11 protein-coding genes and 1 tRNA gene are annotated in these 12,927 nt (G+C 63.5%); 8 read left to right on the top strand and 4 right to left on the bottom strand.

Annotated elements, in window-relative coordinates; translation table 11 throughout:
• The first annotated feature begins 115 nt into the window (after window positions 1-115).
• Both ABIE35_RS04640 and ABIE35_RS04635 read left to right on the top strand, forming a co-directional pair.
• Window positions 116-1,783 carry an ABC-F family ATP-binding cassette domain-containing protein gene (locus ABIE35_RS04640; RefSeq protein WP_354512792.1) on the top strand — a complete coding sequence of 556 codons (1,668 nt, stop codon included), beginning with the start codon at window positions 116-118 and terminating at the stop codon, window positions 1,781-1,783.
• Window positions 1,780-3,693 carry an ABC transporter ATP-binding protein gene (locus ABIE35_RS04635; protein WP_354512790.1) on the top strand — a complete coding sequence of 638 codons (1,914 nt, stop codon included), beginning with the start codon at window positions 1,780-1,782 and terminating at the stop codon, window positions 3,691-3,693. The genes ABIE35_RS04640 and ABIE35_RS04635 overlap by 4 nt, the downstream gene beginning before the upstream one ends.
• A gap of 6 nt (window positions 3,694-3,699) precedes the next feature.
• On the opposite strand, the gene ABIE35_RS04630 is transcribed toward ABIE35_RS04635, so the two are convergent.
• From ABIE35_RS04630 to ABIE35_RS04620, 3 genes are all read right to left on the bottom strand, one after another.
• Window positions 3,700-4,098, bottom strand: a complete 399-nt coding sequence (locus ABIE35_RS04630) for an NUDIX hydrolase (protein ID WP_354512788.1) — start codon at window positions 4,096-4,098, stop codon at window positions 3,700-3,702.
• Window positions 4,095-4,553 (bottom strand): DUF6314 family protein, encoded by a 459-nt coding sequence (locus ABIE35_RS04625; RefSeq protein ID WP_354512786.1) that lies wholly within the window; start codon window positions 4,551-4,553, stop codon window positions 4,095-4,097. The genes ABIE35_RS04630 and ABIE35_RS04625 overlap by 4 nt, the downstream gene beginning before the upstream one ends.
• 1 nt (window position 4,554) lies before the next feature.
• A tRNA-Arg gene (locus ABIE35_RS04620) sits at window positions 4,555-4,627 on the bottom strand.
• A gap of 108 nt (window positions 4,628-4,735) precedes the next feature.
• On the opposite strand from ABIE35_RS04620, the gene ABIE35_RS04615 reads away from it, so the two are divergent.
• Window positions 4,736-5,548 (top strand): DUF998 domain-containing protein, encoded by an 813-nt coding sequence (locus ABIE35_RS04615; RefSeq protein WP_354512784.1) that lies wholly within the window; start codon window positions 4,736-4,738, stop codon window positions 5,546-5,548.
• A gap of 36 nt (window positions 5,549-5,584) precedes the next feature.
• Here the strand turns inward: ABIE35_RS04615 and ABIE35_RS04610 are convergent, their stop codons facing one another.
• Entirely contained in the window at window positions 5,585-6,211 is a 627-nt protein-coding gene (locus ABIE35_RS04610) for a hypothetical protein (RefSeq protein ID WP_354512782.1), read from the bottom strand.
• A gap of 33 nt (window positions 6,212-6,244) precedes the next feature.
• Between ABIE35_RS04610 and ABIE35_RS04605 the strand changes: the two genes are divergently transcribed.
• The 5 genes from ABIE35_RS04605 (at window position 6,245) to sucD (ending at window position 12,892) form a co-directional block, all read left to right on the top strand.
• The gene (locus ABIE35_RS04605) at window positions 6,245-7,090 is read left to right on the top strand and encodes an inositol monophosphatase family protein (protein ID WP_354230938.1); all 846 of its coding nucleotides are present in this window, start codon (window positions 6,245-6,247) and stop codon (window positions 7,088-7,090) included.
• A gap of 88 nt (window positions 7,091-7,178) precedes the next feature.
• The gene (gene pcrA, locus ABIE35_RS04600) at window positions 7,179-9,716 is read left to right on the top strand and encodes a DNA helicase PcrA (RefSeq protein WP_354512780.1); all 2,538 of its coding nucleotides are present in this window, start codon (window positions 7,179-7,181) and stop codon (window positions 9,714-9,716) included.
• Between the two features lie 148 nt (window positions 9,717-9,864).
• Complete coding sequence (locus tag ABIE35_RS04595; RefSeq protein WP_354512778.1) at window positions 9,865-10,554, top strand: hypothetical protein; 690 nt, start codon at window positions 9,865-9,867, stop codon at window positions 10,552-10,554.
• A 253-nt stretch (window positions 10,555-10,807) separates the two neighbouring features.
• Window positions 10,808-11,977 carry an ADP-forming succinate--CoA ligase subunit beta gene (sucC, locus tag ABIE35_RS04590; RefSeq protein WP_354512776.1) on the top strand — a complete coding sequence of 390 codons (1,170 nt, stop codon included), beginning with the start codon at window positions 10,808-10,810 and terminating at the stop codon, window positions 11,975-11,977.
• A 12-nt stretch (window positions 11,978-11,989) separates the two neighbouring features.
• Window positions 11,990-12,892 carry a succinate--CoA ligase subunit alpha gene (gene sucD / locus ABIE35_RS04585; RefSeq protein ID WP_354512774.1) on the top strand — a complete coding sequence of 301 codons (903 nt, stop codon included), beginning with the start codon at window positions 11,990-11,992 and terminating at the stop codon, window positions 12,890-12,892.
• Window positions 12,893-12,927 lie beyond the last annotated feature (35 nt).

Genomic DNA, 12,927 nt, shown 5'->3' with positions numbered 1-12,927 from the left:
CTTGATGCTTGAACCCGTTGGTCCGTACACCCCCCAAGTCCGGACCAACGGGTTTTTCCATGCCTGCGGGAATCGCGGCCTGAGTTCCTGCGTTTCCCTGCTGGAGGATAGACACATGACAGCAACCTTGGTGGCCAAGGATCTTGCCGGTGGCCACGGCCATCGCACCCTTTTTTCCGACCTTTCCCTGACCGTTGCGCCCGGCGACGTTGTGGGCGTCGTGGGCGCGAACGGCGCCGGGAAGTCCACGCTGCTTCGCATCCTTGCCGGCGTGGACCAGTCGCAAGCGGGCAGCGTCAGCCTGGCGCCGTCGGACGCGTTTGTGGGCTGGCTGCCCCAGGAGCACGAGCGCACTGCGGGGGAGACCATCGCGGCGTACATTGCGCGCCGGACGGGTTGCGCCCAGGCCACTGTGGAGATGGAAACAACCGCCGAGGCCCTCGGCTCCGGGGCTCCCGGAGCCGATGACGCCTACTCCCTGGCCTTCGACCGCTGGATGGCCTCCGGGGCGGCGGACCTTGAGGACCGCATTCCGGCTGTGCTGTCCGATCTCGGTCTGGAACTGGGCGCCGACGCCCTCATGACAGGGCTCTCCGGTGGGCAGGCAGCACGCGTGGCTTTGGCCGCACTGCTGCTCAGCCGCTTCGACGTAGTCCTCCTTGACGAACCCACCAACGATCTTGACCTTGACGGCTTGGCCCGCCTCGAAGCTTTCGTCCAGGGCCTTCGAGGCGGTGTTGTCCTGGTATCCCACGACCGCGAATTCCTGGCCCGTTGCGTCACCACCGTGGTGGAACTGGACCTGGCCCAGAACTCCGTGGCCGTGTATGACGGCGGCTACGAGGCGTTCCTCGAAGAGCGCGCCGTGGCCAAGCGCCACGCCCGTGAACGCTACGACGAGTTCGCCAACACCAAAGCAGACCTCGTTTCCCGCGCACGCACCCAGCGGGAGTGGAGCTCACAGGGCGTCCGCAACGCCATGAAGAAAAACCCGGACAACGACAAAATCCGTCGCGCCGCGAGCAGCGAGTCGTCGGAGAAGCAAGCCCAGAAAGTCCGCCAGATGGAGTCGCGTATTGCCCGGCTGACCGAGGTGGAGGAACCGCGTAAGGAGTGGCAGCTGCAGTTCAGCATCGGCCAGGCACCCCGCTCAAGTGCCGTCGTCGCCACCTTGCGTGACGTCGTCGCGCGCCAAGGCGACTTCACGCTGGGACCGGTGAACCTCCAACTCAACGGCGGCGAACGCATCGGCATCACAGGACCCAACGGCGCCGGTAAATCGACACTGCTGCGCCTGTTGCTTGGAACGCAGGAACCGGACGACGGCGATGCCTCCATGGGTGCCTCCGTCGCCGTCGGCGAAATCGACCAAGCACGTGGACTGCTGGACGGCGGGCAGCCACTTGGCGTCGCCGTCGAAGCCGTGCTGGTGGACTGGAACAGCGCCGATGTCCGCACGCTCCTGGCCAAGTTCGGACTGAAGGCGGACCACACCTCGCGCACGGTGGATTCGTTGTCCCCAGGGGAACGGACACGTGCGGCCCTTGCGCTGCTGCAGGCCCGTGGCGTGAACCTGCTGGTGCTGGACGAGCCCACCAACCACTTGGACCTCCCGGCGATCGAACAACTCGAAGAGGCGCTGGAAGACTACGAAGGCGCACTCCTGCTGGTCACCCATGATCGCCGGCTGCTGGAAAACGTGCGACTCGATTCACGCTGGCACCTCGACAACGGACAGGTCCAGGAACTGCACCACACCCCCAGCCAGGAGAAGCAACCATGAGCATGGACCGCGTGGCCTGGAGCTCGCTGTACAACATCACCACTGCCAAGAGCGGATCCAAGCCGTTCTCCAAGGAAACCCTGAAGCGGGTCATGGCCTTTGCCGCCCCGCACAAGGGCAAGCTCATTGCCTTCGTGATCGCTTCCATCGCAGGTGCTTTCCTCGCTGTCGCCACACCCGTGCTGGCCGGCCAGGTGGTTGATGCCATCATCGCCAACGCCGGGGTGGGGACGGTCATTTGGCTGGCGGTCCTGATCGCCATCGTCGCCGTGGGCGAGGCCGGTGTGGGGCTGGTGACCCGTTGGTTGTCCTCCATCATTGGCGAGGGCGTCATTGTGGACCTCCGCACCCGCGTGTTCGACCACGTGCAGCGTATGCCCATCGCGTTCTTCACCCGGACGCGGACCGGTGCCTTGGTCAGCCGCCTGAACAACGATGTCATCGGGGCGCAGTCCGCCTTCGCCGGCACGCTGTCCGGCGTAGTCAGCAACGTGGTGGCTTTGGCCCTGACCCTGGTGGTCATGTTGAACACCTCCTGGCTGGTCACCGTGCTGGCCATGGTGTTGTTGCCGATCTTCCTGATCCCGGCCCGGCGTATGGGCTCCAGACTGGCCGACCTCCGCCGTGAAGCTGCCGCGCACAACGCCGCCATGGGCACACAAATGACCGAAAGGTTCTCTGCCCCGGGCGCCACGCTGGTGAAACTCTTTGGCCGACCCGATGAGGAGTCCCGTGAATTCGCTGAGCGGGCAGGCCGGGTGCGGGATATCGGAATCCGGACCGCCATGCTGCAGTTCACGTTCGTCACGGCCCTGACGCTGGTGTCGGCGCTCGCCTTGGCCTTGGTCTATGGCCTGGGCGGTTGGCTGGCGCTTGGCGGGCAGCTTGCCCCGGGCGATGTTGTGGTCCTGGCTCTCCTTCTCACCCGGCTTTACGCCCCGCTGACAGCTCTGTCCAATGCCCGGGTGGAAATCATGAGCGCCTTGGTCAGCTTCGAGCGAGTCTTTGAAATCCTTGACCTGAAGCCGCTGATCACGCAGAAGCCTGACGCCGTTTCCGTGCCCGCGGGCCCCGTGGCCGTGGAATTCGACGATGTCCGGTTCTCCTACCCCTCCGCCGAAAAGGTGTCGCTGGCTTCCCTGGAGGACGTTGCCACCTTGGATACCCGGGGCGGGGAGGAAGTCCTGCACGGGGTCAGCTTCCGGGTTGAACCTGGACAGACCGTAGCCCTGGTGGGTTCCTCCGGCGCGGGCAAGTCCACCGTGGCCCAACTGCTCTCACGCTTGTACGACGTCGACTCCGGCGCGGTGCGCCTTGGCGGACAACAGCCAGGAGCTGGTGTGGACGTTCGCGATCTCAGTTTCGATTCCCTCCGGGACACCATGGGCATGGTGACCCAGGACGGACACCTCTTCCACGAAACCATCGCCTCCAACCTGCGCCTCGCCCGGCCGGATGCCACCGAAGAGGACATGTGGGATGTGCTCCGGCGGGCACGCCTGGAACCGATGATCCGGTCCCTGCCAGATGGCCTCGAAACCGTGGTGGGGGAGCGCGGCTACCGTCTTTCCGGCGGCGAACGCCAACGGCTCACCATCGCCCGCCTGCTCATCAAGCAGCCCCGCGTGGTGATTCTCGATGAAGCCACAGCAGCGCTGGACTCCACCAACGAAGCCGCAGTCCAGGCGGCCCTGGGTGAGGCACTTGAGGGGCGTACCGCCGTCGTGATTGCACACCGGCTGTCCACCATCCGTGCGGCCGACGCCATTTTGGTGGTGGAGGACGGCAGGATCGTGGAGCGTGGTACGCACACCGAACTGCTGGCCGCGGACGGACGCTACGCCGAGCTGTACCAAACGCAGTTCGCCGAGGCCGCGGCGGTGGCACAGGAAGCTGTCCCGGAGCTGTAACGCTTTTTAGGTGAGCAGCGGGATGACGTGATCCGTCAGCAGGGGCGCCAGATCGTTGGGCAAGGGCCCGTTAAGGTCCAGCCAGCGGATCTCGGCGATCTCCGCTGAGGGGTGCGCTTCCCAGGTGCCAGGTGCTGTGAAAACGGTGGCCTCGATGTTGGTCGCCGCTTCGTTGGCGGCGACCGCGAGCCAGACGCCCAGCGGCTCGAGCAAGTCCGGCGCTACCTCGATGCCCACTTCTTCATACAGTTCCCGCGAAGCTGCTTCAGCCGCCGTTTCACCGGGCTCCGGCTTACCACCAGGATGCATGAACTTGTTCGTGCCACGCTTCCGGACGGTCAACAACTGGCCATCTCGGTTGTAGACGCAGACGGCGCTCACGACGATCAGGTCACTGGCGGTCACCCTTGCCTCCCGGCATCGATACGGACCAGGTGCGATTCCAGCAGGAGATCCTTCGCCGGTCCGCGGACATCCCATGTGAAGCTGAAGGAATCCGGGCCCCGGTAGATGTAGTTGACGCGGTAGTCGTCGGGATCGCACCAGTGTTTGTCCTGATTGCCCTGCTCCGAGAAGCTCATCACGTGGAATGGCCTGCCATCGGGAAAGAACACGTCCATCGAATCTGCTGTGGCGCCTGGTTTGAGGGCATATTCGCGGAAAGCCGGGCCGGAGTGGGAAGGCCAGTGCATGGTTCCGTCTTCGCGGTAGTCCAGACCGCCGTCGGGATTCAAGGAATAACGCACGACGCCGGTAAAAGTACCGTTGGTGCCTGAGGCGCGGTCCAGGAGTGTCCGCTCCACACTCCAGCTGCCGGCCAGGTAGGCCTGCAATTCCTGGGTGGGTTGCTGGTGATTCAAGTGCCCTCGATTGGAATCGAACCAACGACACCGGCTTTAGGAGAGCCGTGCTCTATCCACTGAGCTACGAGGGCCTGTATGTCCATGGCTCTGAATCCCACTGCTGGAGCTCATGGGCCCGGACACGACTACAAGCATACAAGCTGCCGGGGCGCTGCCCGAACACCGCTAGGCTGGCGAGCATGACAGGGCCTTCCACTGCACCGGCGCAGGCCGGATCGTTCTTTCCCGACCTCCGTAACATCCGGGCCAACATCGGCGGGTGGGCGCAGTTGAGCGTCGTCCAGTACTTCGTGGCCGAGGCCGCCGTGATTCAGGCGTGGGCGGGTCCCGAGCCCTACAGCCGGGCCACCGGATACATCAGCGACCTCGGAGCGGTGTCCTGTGGTGTGTACGAAGACCGGGCCGTGTGCTCGCCATTGCACGTGCTGATGAATGCCTCGTTCGTGGTGCAGGGGCTGGCCCTGGTGCTGGGTGCGTTGTTCCTGACCGCGGGACTTCTGTGCGTCGCGGCAAAGCCTGGTGTGGCTGCCCGCCGCTTCCGGTCCGCTGGGGCTGGGGTTGGTGGTGCTGGGTCAGTTCCGGCACGCGTGCTGACCGTGCCGTGGATCCTGGCGGTGGCCATCCGTGTCCTCACCGGAGTGGCTGGCATCGGAACCGTCATTGTTGGCCTGGTGCCCGAAGACATCGGCTCGCCCTGGCATTTTGCGGGTGCACTGATGTTCTTCATCGGTGGCGGATTCGCACTGCTGTTGTTGGGCATCCTGTGGTTCCGTCAGACACCGATGAGTTGGTTCCTTGGCGTGTGCGGCCTGACCTGTATCGGTGCGCTCATTATCGGCGGGCTCACTGGGATGGAGGTGCCCTTGCCCGGGCTCTTGGAGCGGTTCATGGGGTATCCGGTGACCATTGGGCTGGCTGCCGCCGGTTTGGTCATCGCGCAACGGGTGCACACGGAACGGAAAGCGGCACGGTTGCGAGTGGGTTCGCACTGAGAGTGGTGTGATGCCAGCGAACAGGCCGACCAGGTGTCAGGAGGGTTTTGCGCTCTTCCGTCCCAGGAAAACAGCCAGCACGCCGCACCCGAGGCTGATCAGGAACAGTACCCATGACGCGATGGTGAGGCCGGAAGCCAAAGCCACCGATCCGGCGTCGGGCGAGTCCGAAGTTAGCATCGAATCGATGGCGACGTTGGACCACAGATGAGCCACGGCGAACAGCATCGGAGCCGCCCACATAGCCCAGCGCCATGACTTCCGGGCCACGTTGGTGCCGATGAGCAGGAGCCAGCTGAAGCCGAAAATCAGGGGAAACAACGTGCCTGCGGTCTTATGCACGTAGTTCAGCTGGCCGCGCGCGGATTCGTCCATGGCCTCGCGGAGCTGGCCGACGTATTCCTGCGAGAATCCGCCGATCAATGAATCCGGCATAGCCAAGCCACCTGAGAGCTGGGTCATCTGGTTCAACGTCAGCAGGTGCAGGTACCAGAACAGGAACAAGCTGGCCACCACGCCCGCGATCACAATGAGCTTGGAGTTGCTCTGCGCCTTCTGCGGGGTGCGCTGGGTGGTGGTGTTGATCACGGGAGGCAGTGTGTGATCAGGAACCACTGCCTTTGCTCCGTGCTTCTTGATGCGCTGGGCTGGTGTCTTGGCCATGTCTTTCATTATCCCGCCACATAAGCTGGAACCATGACCACGGGCAGGCACACAGCAACTGAACTCGATCCAACACTGAATGACTACCAACTGGCCAGCGCGCTGGTCCGTGAGGCAGGCCAGTTGGCACTGCTCATGCGGATGGGCGGCCTGCAGGGCGAACGCAAGACCTCGGTGTCCGACGTCGTCACTGCAGCCGATCACGCAGCCGAGGCTTACGTCCTGGAACAGTTGCGGCGCTGCCGGCCGGAGGATGGCATCCTTGGCGAAGAAGGTGCGTCCGTGGCGGGAACGAGCGGCCGAACCTGGGTGATCGACCCCGTGGATGGCACCTATAACTTCCTGCACGGATCCACCTATTGGTGCTCGGCGATCGCCCTCAAGCGGGACGGCTCCGACCACGGAACCAACCCCGTTGCCGATCCGGACGTGCTGCTCGGCGCCATTTACCAGCCAGAACTGGACAAGCTGTGGCTCGGCGGGGAAGAACACCCTGCGACGTTGAACGGCGAACCGATCTCCGGCTCGGGTGACCGCGCCGTGGGTGAAATCAGCGCGGCCACGTACATTCACCCCACGTGGCTGGCGGATCCCCGCGCGGCGATGCCCTGGCACGCCGCTGCGGTCACCGCAGCCTCCCTGCGCATGTTCGGCTCAGGTTCGTGCGACCTCGGACGCGTAGCCGACGGCGAACTCGGCTGCTGGTTCCAGCACAGCTGCCCGGAATGGGACTGGCTGCCCGGAAAAGCGATCGTCCGCGCAGCAGGTGGGGACACCGCCGTCGTGAAGGTCAACGGACTGAACTGGTTCGTTGCTGGAGGCCCGACGGCGGTGCGCGAGTTGAGCGCCGCACTGGCCTCGGTTCCCCAGTTTGCTTAGTCGCTGAGGCGTTTGAAGCGTCGATGGACCGGGGCCGAATACCCGGCGCCTTATTGTGTCTGAGCCACCGCCTAGACTGGTAGGCACCATGGATATGTTGTTTGACCCCTACGCAGACGGACCCTTCAAAGCAGGCACCAAAGCCGCAGTCAAGGCTGCCCCGGAGCTTTCCCACTCAGGGGGAGGTGCTGCCGGCGCCCGCCTCCAAGGCAGTGGATCGTCGGATACTGCTGACGGGCCGGCATCGGGAGGATGGGGCAACACTGGAGGGTCGGGACTTCCGTCTGCCGATGCACTCCTTCAAGGGCTGAATCCGCAGCAGGAAGAAGCCGTCAAGCATGCTGGCAGCCCCTTGCTGATTGTGGCCGGTGCGGGATCCGGCAAAACCCGTGTCCTCAGTAACAGGATCGCCTACCTGATCGCCACAAAGCGCGCCCACCACGGGGAAATCCTGGCCATCACCTTCACCAACAAAGCAGCAGCGGAAATGCGGGAACGCATCGAAGCGCTGGTTGGCGGCCGGGCCAAGGCCATGTGGATCTCCACATTCCACTCCTCCTGTGTCCGCATCCTGCGCCGGGAAGCCACCACGGTGGGCCTGAACTCAAACTTCTCCATCTACGATTCCGCGGACTCCCTGCGGCTGATCACCCTGGTAGCCAAGAACCTGGACCTCGATCCGAAGAAGTTTGCGCCCAAAGCCATCCAGCACAAGATTTCCGCCCTCAAGAACGAGCTCATCGACGCCGATTCCTACGCGTCGTCGGCGAACTACAACGACCCTTTCGACACCGCCGTGGCCGAAGTCTTCAAGGGGTACACGCAGCGCCTCCGCCAAGCCAACGCCATGGACTTCGACGACCTCATTGCCGAGACCGTCTACATGTTCCGTGCCTTCCCTGCGCTCGCAGAGTCCTACCGGCGCCGCTTCCGGCATGTCCTGGTGGACGAGTACCAGGACACCAACCACGCCCAGTACGCCTTGGTCCGGGAAATCGTGGGAGTGGGCACGGACACCAACGTCCAACCCAGCGAACTGACTGTGGTGGGCGACTCCGATCAGTCCATCTACGCGTTCCGTGGTGCGGATATCCGCAACATAGTGGAGTTCGAGGCCGATTACCCCAACGCCCGCACCATCAAGCTTGAGCAAAACTACCGCTCCACCCAGAACATCCTTAGCGCCGCCAACTCGGTGATCTCCCGCAACCCCAACCGCCAGGAAAAGCGATTGTGGACCGCCGAGGGCGATGGCGAGAAAATCGTTGGCTATGTGGGTGAGAACGAGCACGACGAAGCCCAGTTCATCGCCAAGGAAATTGACCGCCTGCAGGACGAGGAAGGCCTGCGTCCGGGCGATGTCGCCATCTTCTACCGCACCAACGCCCAGTCCCGTTCCATCGAAGACGTGTTGGTCCGCGTCGGCTTGCCGTACAAAGTTGTGGGCGGCACCCGGTTCTATGAGCGTAAGGAAATCAAGGATGCCTTGGCATACCTTCGCGTCCTGGTGAACCCGGATGACGACGTCAACCTGCGCCGTATCCTCAATGAACCCAAACGGGGAATCGGTGATCGGGCCGAAGGCGCCGTAGCTGCGTTGGCAGAACGCGAGCGGTCCTCCTTCATGGCTGCCGCCCGGCGTGCGGACCAAGCGCCCGGAATGGCCAGCCGTTCGGTCAACTTGGTCCTCGGCTTCGTGAAGCTGATGGATGACCTCGCCGAGGTTGCGTCAGGTTCCGGTGCCGCTGCCGCATTGGAAGCTGTCCTGGAGCAGACCGGGTACCTTGCCGGGCTGCGGGCCAGCACTGATCCGCAGGATGAATCCCGTGTGGAGAACCTCGCCGAACTCGTGGCCGTGGTCCGTGAGTACGAACGCGACAACCCGGAAGGTTCTTTGGGCGAGTTCCTGGAACAGGTCTCCCTCGTAGCGGACGCCGACCAGATTCCGGATGCACCCGGCGCTGACATCGACGCCGCCGTGGCTGAGGCAAAGCGCATGGGCGTGGTCACGCTCATGACCCTGCACACCGCCAAGGGCCTGGAGTTCCCGGTGGTCTTCCTGACCGGCATGGAGCACGGGATCTTCCCGCACCAGCGCTCAGCCACGGACCCCAAGGAACTCGCGGAAGAACGCAGGCTCGCCTACGTGGGCCTCACCCGCGCCCGCAAGCGCCTTTACGTCACGCGATCCGAAGTCCGCAGCATGTGGGGGCAAAGCCAGTACAACCCTGCCAGCCAATTCCTCGAAGAAATACCCTCCGAACTGGTGGAGTGGAAGCGCGAAGGCATGAGCCGCCAAGCGGGCGGTTGGGGCAGCGCCCCCATCGGTTCCAATCGCTATGGCGGGTCGTTCTGGGGAGCGGGCACCTCACGCGGTGCTGCCGCAAGCCCCACTGCAGGGTTCGACGCCGACGTCCCTGCCGCCGTCGCACGCAACAGGGTGCAGCCGCAGAAGGAAGTTATTTCCGTGGTGGTGGGGGACAAGGTCAACCACACGAGCTTCGGCAACGGCGTGGTGTTGGGGGTCGAAGGAGCCGGGGATAAGACAGTGGCCAAGGTGAAGTTCGACGTCGGCGAGAAGCGCCTGCTGTTGCGTTACGCGCCGCTGACCAAACTGGATGCCTGATCTTCGCCGGCATCCTTGCCTCCGCAGCTATTGTCCTGATCACCTTCCCGGCCTAGACTGACCGGGCGTTGCACCGCACTCGTGGCCCTGAACAGCCTCTGGCGCCGCCGAAGCAGCCCGTTGTGAGGTAACCGGCATAATTGGGGGCATGCGACGGACTGTTCTGGGGATTCTTGCTGCCGCGCTCTTGGTTTTGACCACAGGGTGCTCCTTCGCCACGGAGGATCCGGACTATGTTCCTCCGGCCCCGTTGGCGCCCCTGGAACAATTGCAGCAGGTTCCCGTCACCGAGCAGACCACCCTGTCCGCGGGCGAGGATGTCACCGCCTTCGTCACCAAGGACCGCACCATCGTGTGCGCCCTGACATCCGCAAGGGGCGGTCACCTGAACCTGCCCTATGAGGCCAATTCCTACTCGGACGCCGCCAACAACAAGTTCGCCGTAGTCCCGGTGGCTCATTGCGAACTGGCCAAGTATGCCAAGCCGGACCTGGCCGATATCGCCGACGACTGCGCCGGAACGGGCCTGGGCTACCTCGGCGGCACGGTCCTCCTCTCGCCGGACAAAGCCGTCTACGGCTCATGTCGTTCCGGCGTAACACAGATGGAGTCGGAGTTTGGGCCCAAGGGCAGCCGCAACGGGCCCATCTCCAAACTGCGGGAGTTGGCCGATGGGCAGAACATCGAGCGCAACGGGCTGCGCTGCTCTGCCTACAACGGCGGCGTTGCCTGCGGAAACGTCTCCGGTGGCGTGGCCTTCTTCGTGACTCCCGAGGGGTATCAATTGATTTCCGACGCCGGCAAAACAGTCACGGGGAACCTGAAACAGGCGGACTAAGGCCGGCCGGACGGCCCAAAAACCGCGTCATTCCGCGGTTTTTCTACAGGCGATAGAAGTGTAAGGTTACTCACTTAACAGGTAGTGTGTAGCTGGCGGGACTCCTCATAGGGCTAAAGTTCCGAGAGGACCTTACGCAATGTGACCGGCTTCAATCCTGGTTGTTACCGCGTACTTTCCGCAGCTGGCTATCGCGGTCATCGCGGTTCCCGGCTGAACAGAAAACTACTTCGACGTAGAAGGACACTAAACCGTGGACCTGTTTGAATATCAGGCGCGCGATATGTTCGAAGCGCACGGTGTACCCGTGCTCGCCGGCATCGTGGCGCACACTCCTGAAGAAGCAAAGGCAGCTGCCGAGAAGATCGGCGGCGTAACTGTCGTCAAGGCACAGGTTAAGGTTGGTGGCCGCGGCAAGGCTGGCGGCGTCAAGGTTGCCAAGACTGCCGAAGAGGCGCTTGAGCACTCCACCAACATCCTGGGCATGGACATCAAGGGCCACACCGTCAACAAGGTGATGATCGCCCAGGGCGCCGACATCGCCGAAGAGTTCTACTTCTCGGTCCTCCTGGACCGCGCCAACCGCAACTACCTGGCCATGTGCTCCGTAGAAGGCGGCATGGAGATCGAGCAGCTTGCTGTCGAGCGTCCCGAGGCCCTGGCCAAGATCGCCATCGACCCCGCTGTAGGCATCGACCAGGCAAAGGCTGACGAGATCGTCGCCGCTGCAGGTTTCGCTGAAGAACTGCGCGGCAAAGTGGCCGACGTCATTCTGAAGCTGTGGGACGTCTTCAAGAAGGAAGACGCAACCCTGGTTGAGGTCAACCCGCTGGTCCGCACCGGCGCAGGCGAGATCGTTGCCCTCGACGGCAAGGTCTCCCTGGACGAGAACGCTGGCTTCCGCCACGTGCACCACGCCACGCTGGAAGACAAGGACGCAGCTGACCCGCTCGAGGCCAAGGCCAAGGCGCAGGACCTCAACTACGTCAAGCTGGACGGCGAAGTAGGCATCATCGGCAACGGCGCCGGTCTTGTGATGTCCACCCTCGACGTCGTCGCTTATGCAGGCGAGAACCACGGCAACGTCAAGCCCGCCAACTTCCTGGACATCGGCGGTGGAGCTTCCGCCGAGGTCATGGCCAACGGTCTGGACGTCATCCTTGGCGATTCCCAGGTCAAGAGCGTGTTCGTGAACGTCTTCGGTGGCATCACTGCGTGTGACGCCGTGGCAAAGGGCATCGTGGGTGCACTTGCTGAGCTTGGTTCCTCCGCGAACAAGCCGCTGGTAGTCCGCCTCGACGGCAACAACGTTGAGGAAGGCCGCCGCATCCTGACCGAGGCCAACCACCCGCTGGTTACCCTGGCCGCCACCATGGACGAGGGCGCCGACAAGGCTGCCGAGCTCGCCAACGCAGCTAAGTAAAGGGACGCGACAATGTCTATCTACCTCAACAAAGACTCCAAGGTCATCGTTCAGGGCATCACCGGCGGCGAGGGCACCAAGCACACCGCCCTGATGCTCAAGGCCGGCACCAACATTGTTGGTGGCGTCAACGCCCGCAAGGCCGGCACCACGGTCCTGCACGGCGACAAGGAAATCAACGTCTTCGGCACCGTCAAGGAAGCTATCGCTGAAACCGGCGCGGACGTCTCCATCGTCTTCGTTCCCCCGGCATTCACCAAGGACGCCGTTGTTGAAGCCATCGAAGCCGGCATCGGCCTCGTTGTGGTCATCACCGAAGGCGTTCCGGTTCAGGACTCCGCCGAATTCTGGGCACTGGCCCAGTCCAAGGTTGACGCCGAAGGCAAGCAGATCACCCGCATCATCGGGCCGAACTGCCCCGGCATCATCACCCCGGGCGAAGCCCTGGTAGGCATCACCCCGGCGAACATCACGGGCAAGGGCCCCATCGGCCTCGTGTCCAAGTCCGGTACCTTGACCTACCAGATGATGTACGAACTCCGCGACCTCGGCTTCTCCACCGCGATTGGTATCGGTGGCGACCCCATCATCGGCACCACGCACATCGACGCCCTGGCTGCGTTCGAAGCTGACCCCGAGACCAAGGCAATCGTCATGATCGGCGAAATCGGTGGCGACGCTGAAGAGCGTGCTGCCGACTTCATCAAGGCCAACGTCACCAAGCCGGTAGTCGGCTACGTTGCCGGCTTCACGGCTCCCGAGGGCAAGACCATGGGCCACGCAGGCGCCATCGTCTCCGGCTCCGCGGGCACCGCACAGGCCAAGAAGGAAGCTCTCGAAGCTGCCGGCGTGAAGGTCGGCAAGACGCCGTCCGAGACCGCCAAGCTGCTGCGCGAAGTTTTCGCAACGCTCTAGTCTCTACAGCTGACTTACGACGACGGCCCGGTGCC

The organism is Paenarthrobacter sp. 4246, assembly GCF_040546855.1.
GTDB lineage: Bacteria > Actinomycetota > Actinomycetes > Actinomycetales > Micrococcaceae > Arthrobacter.
Note: the sequence above shows the minus strand (reverse complement) of the source record. Positions and strands in the feature narration are given on the sequence as shown.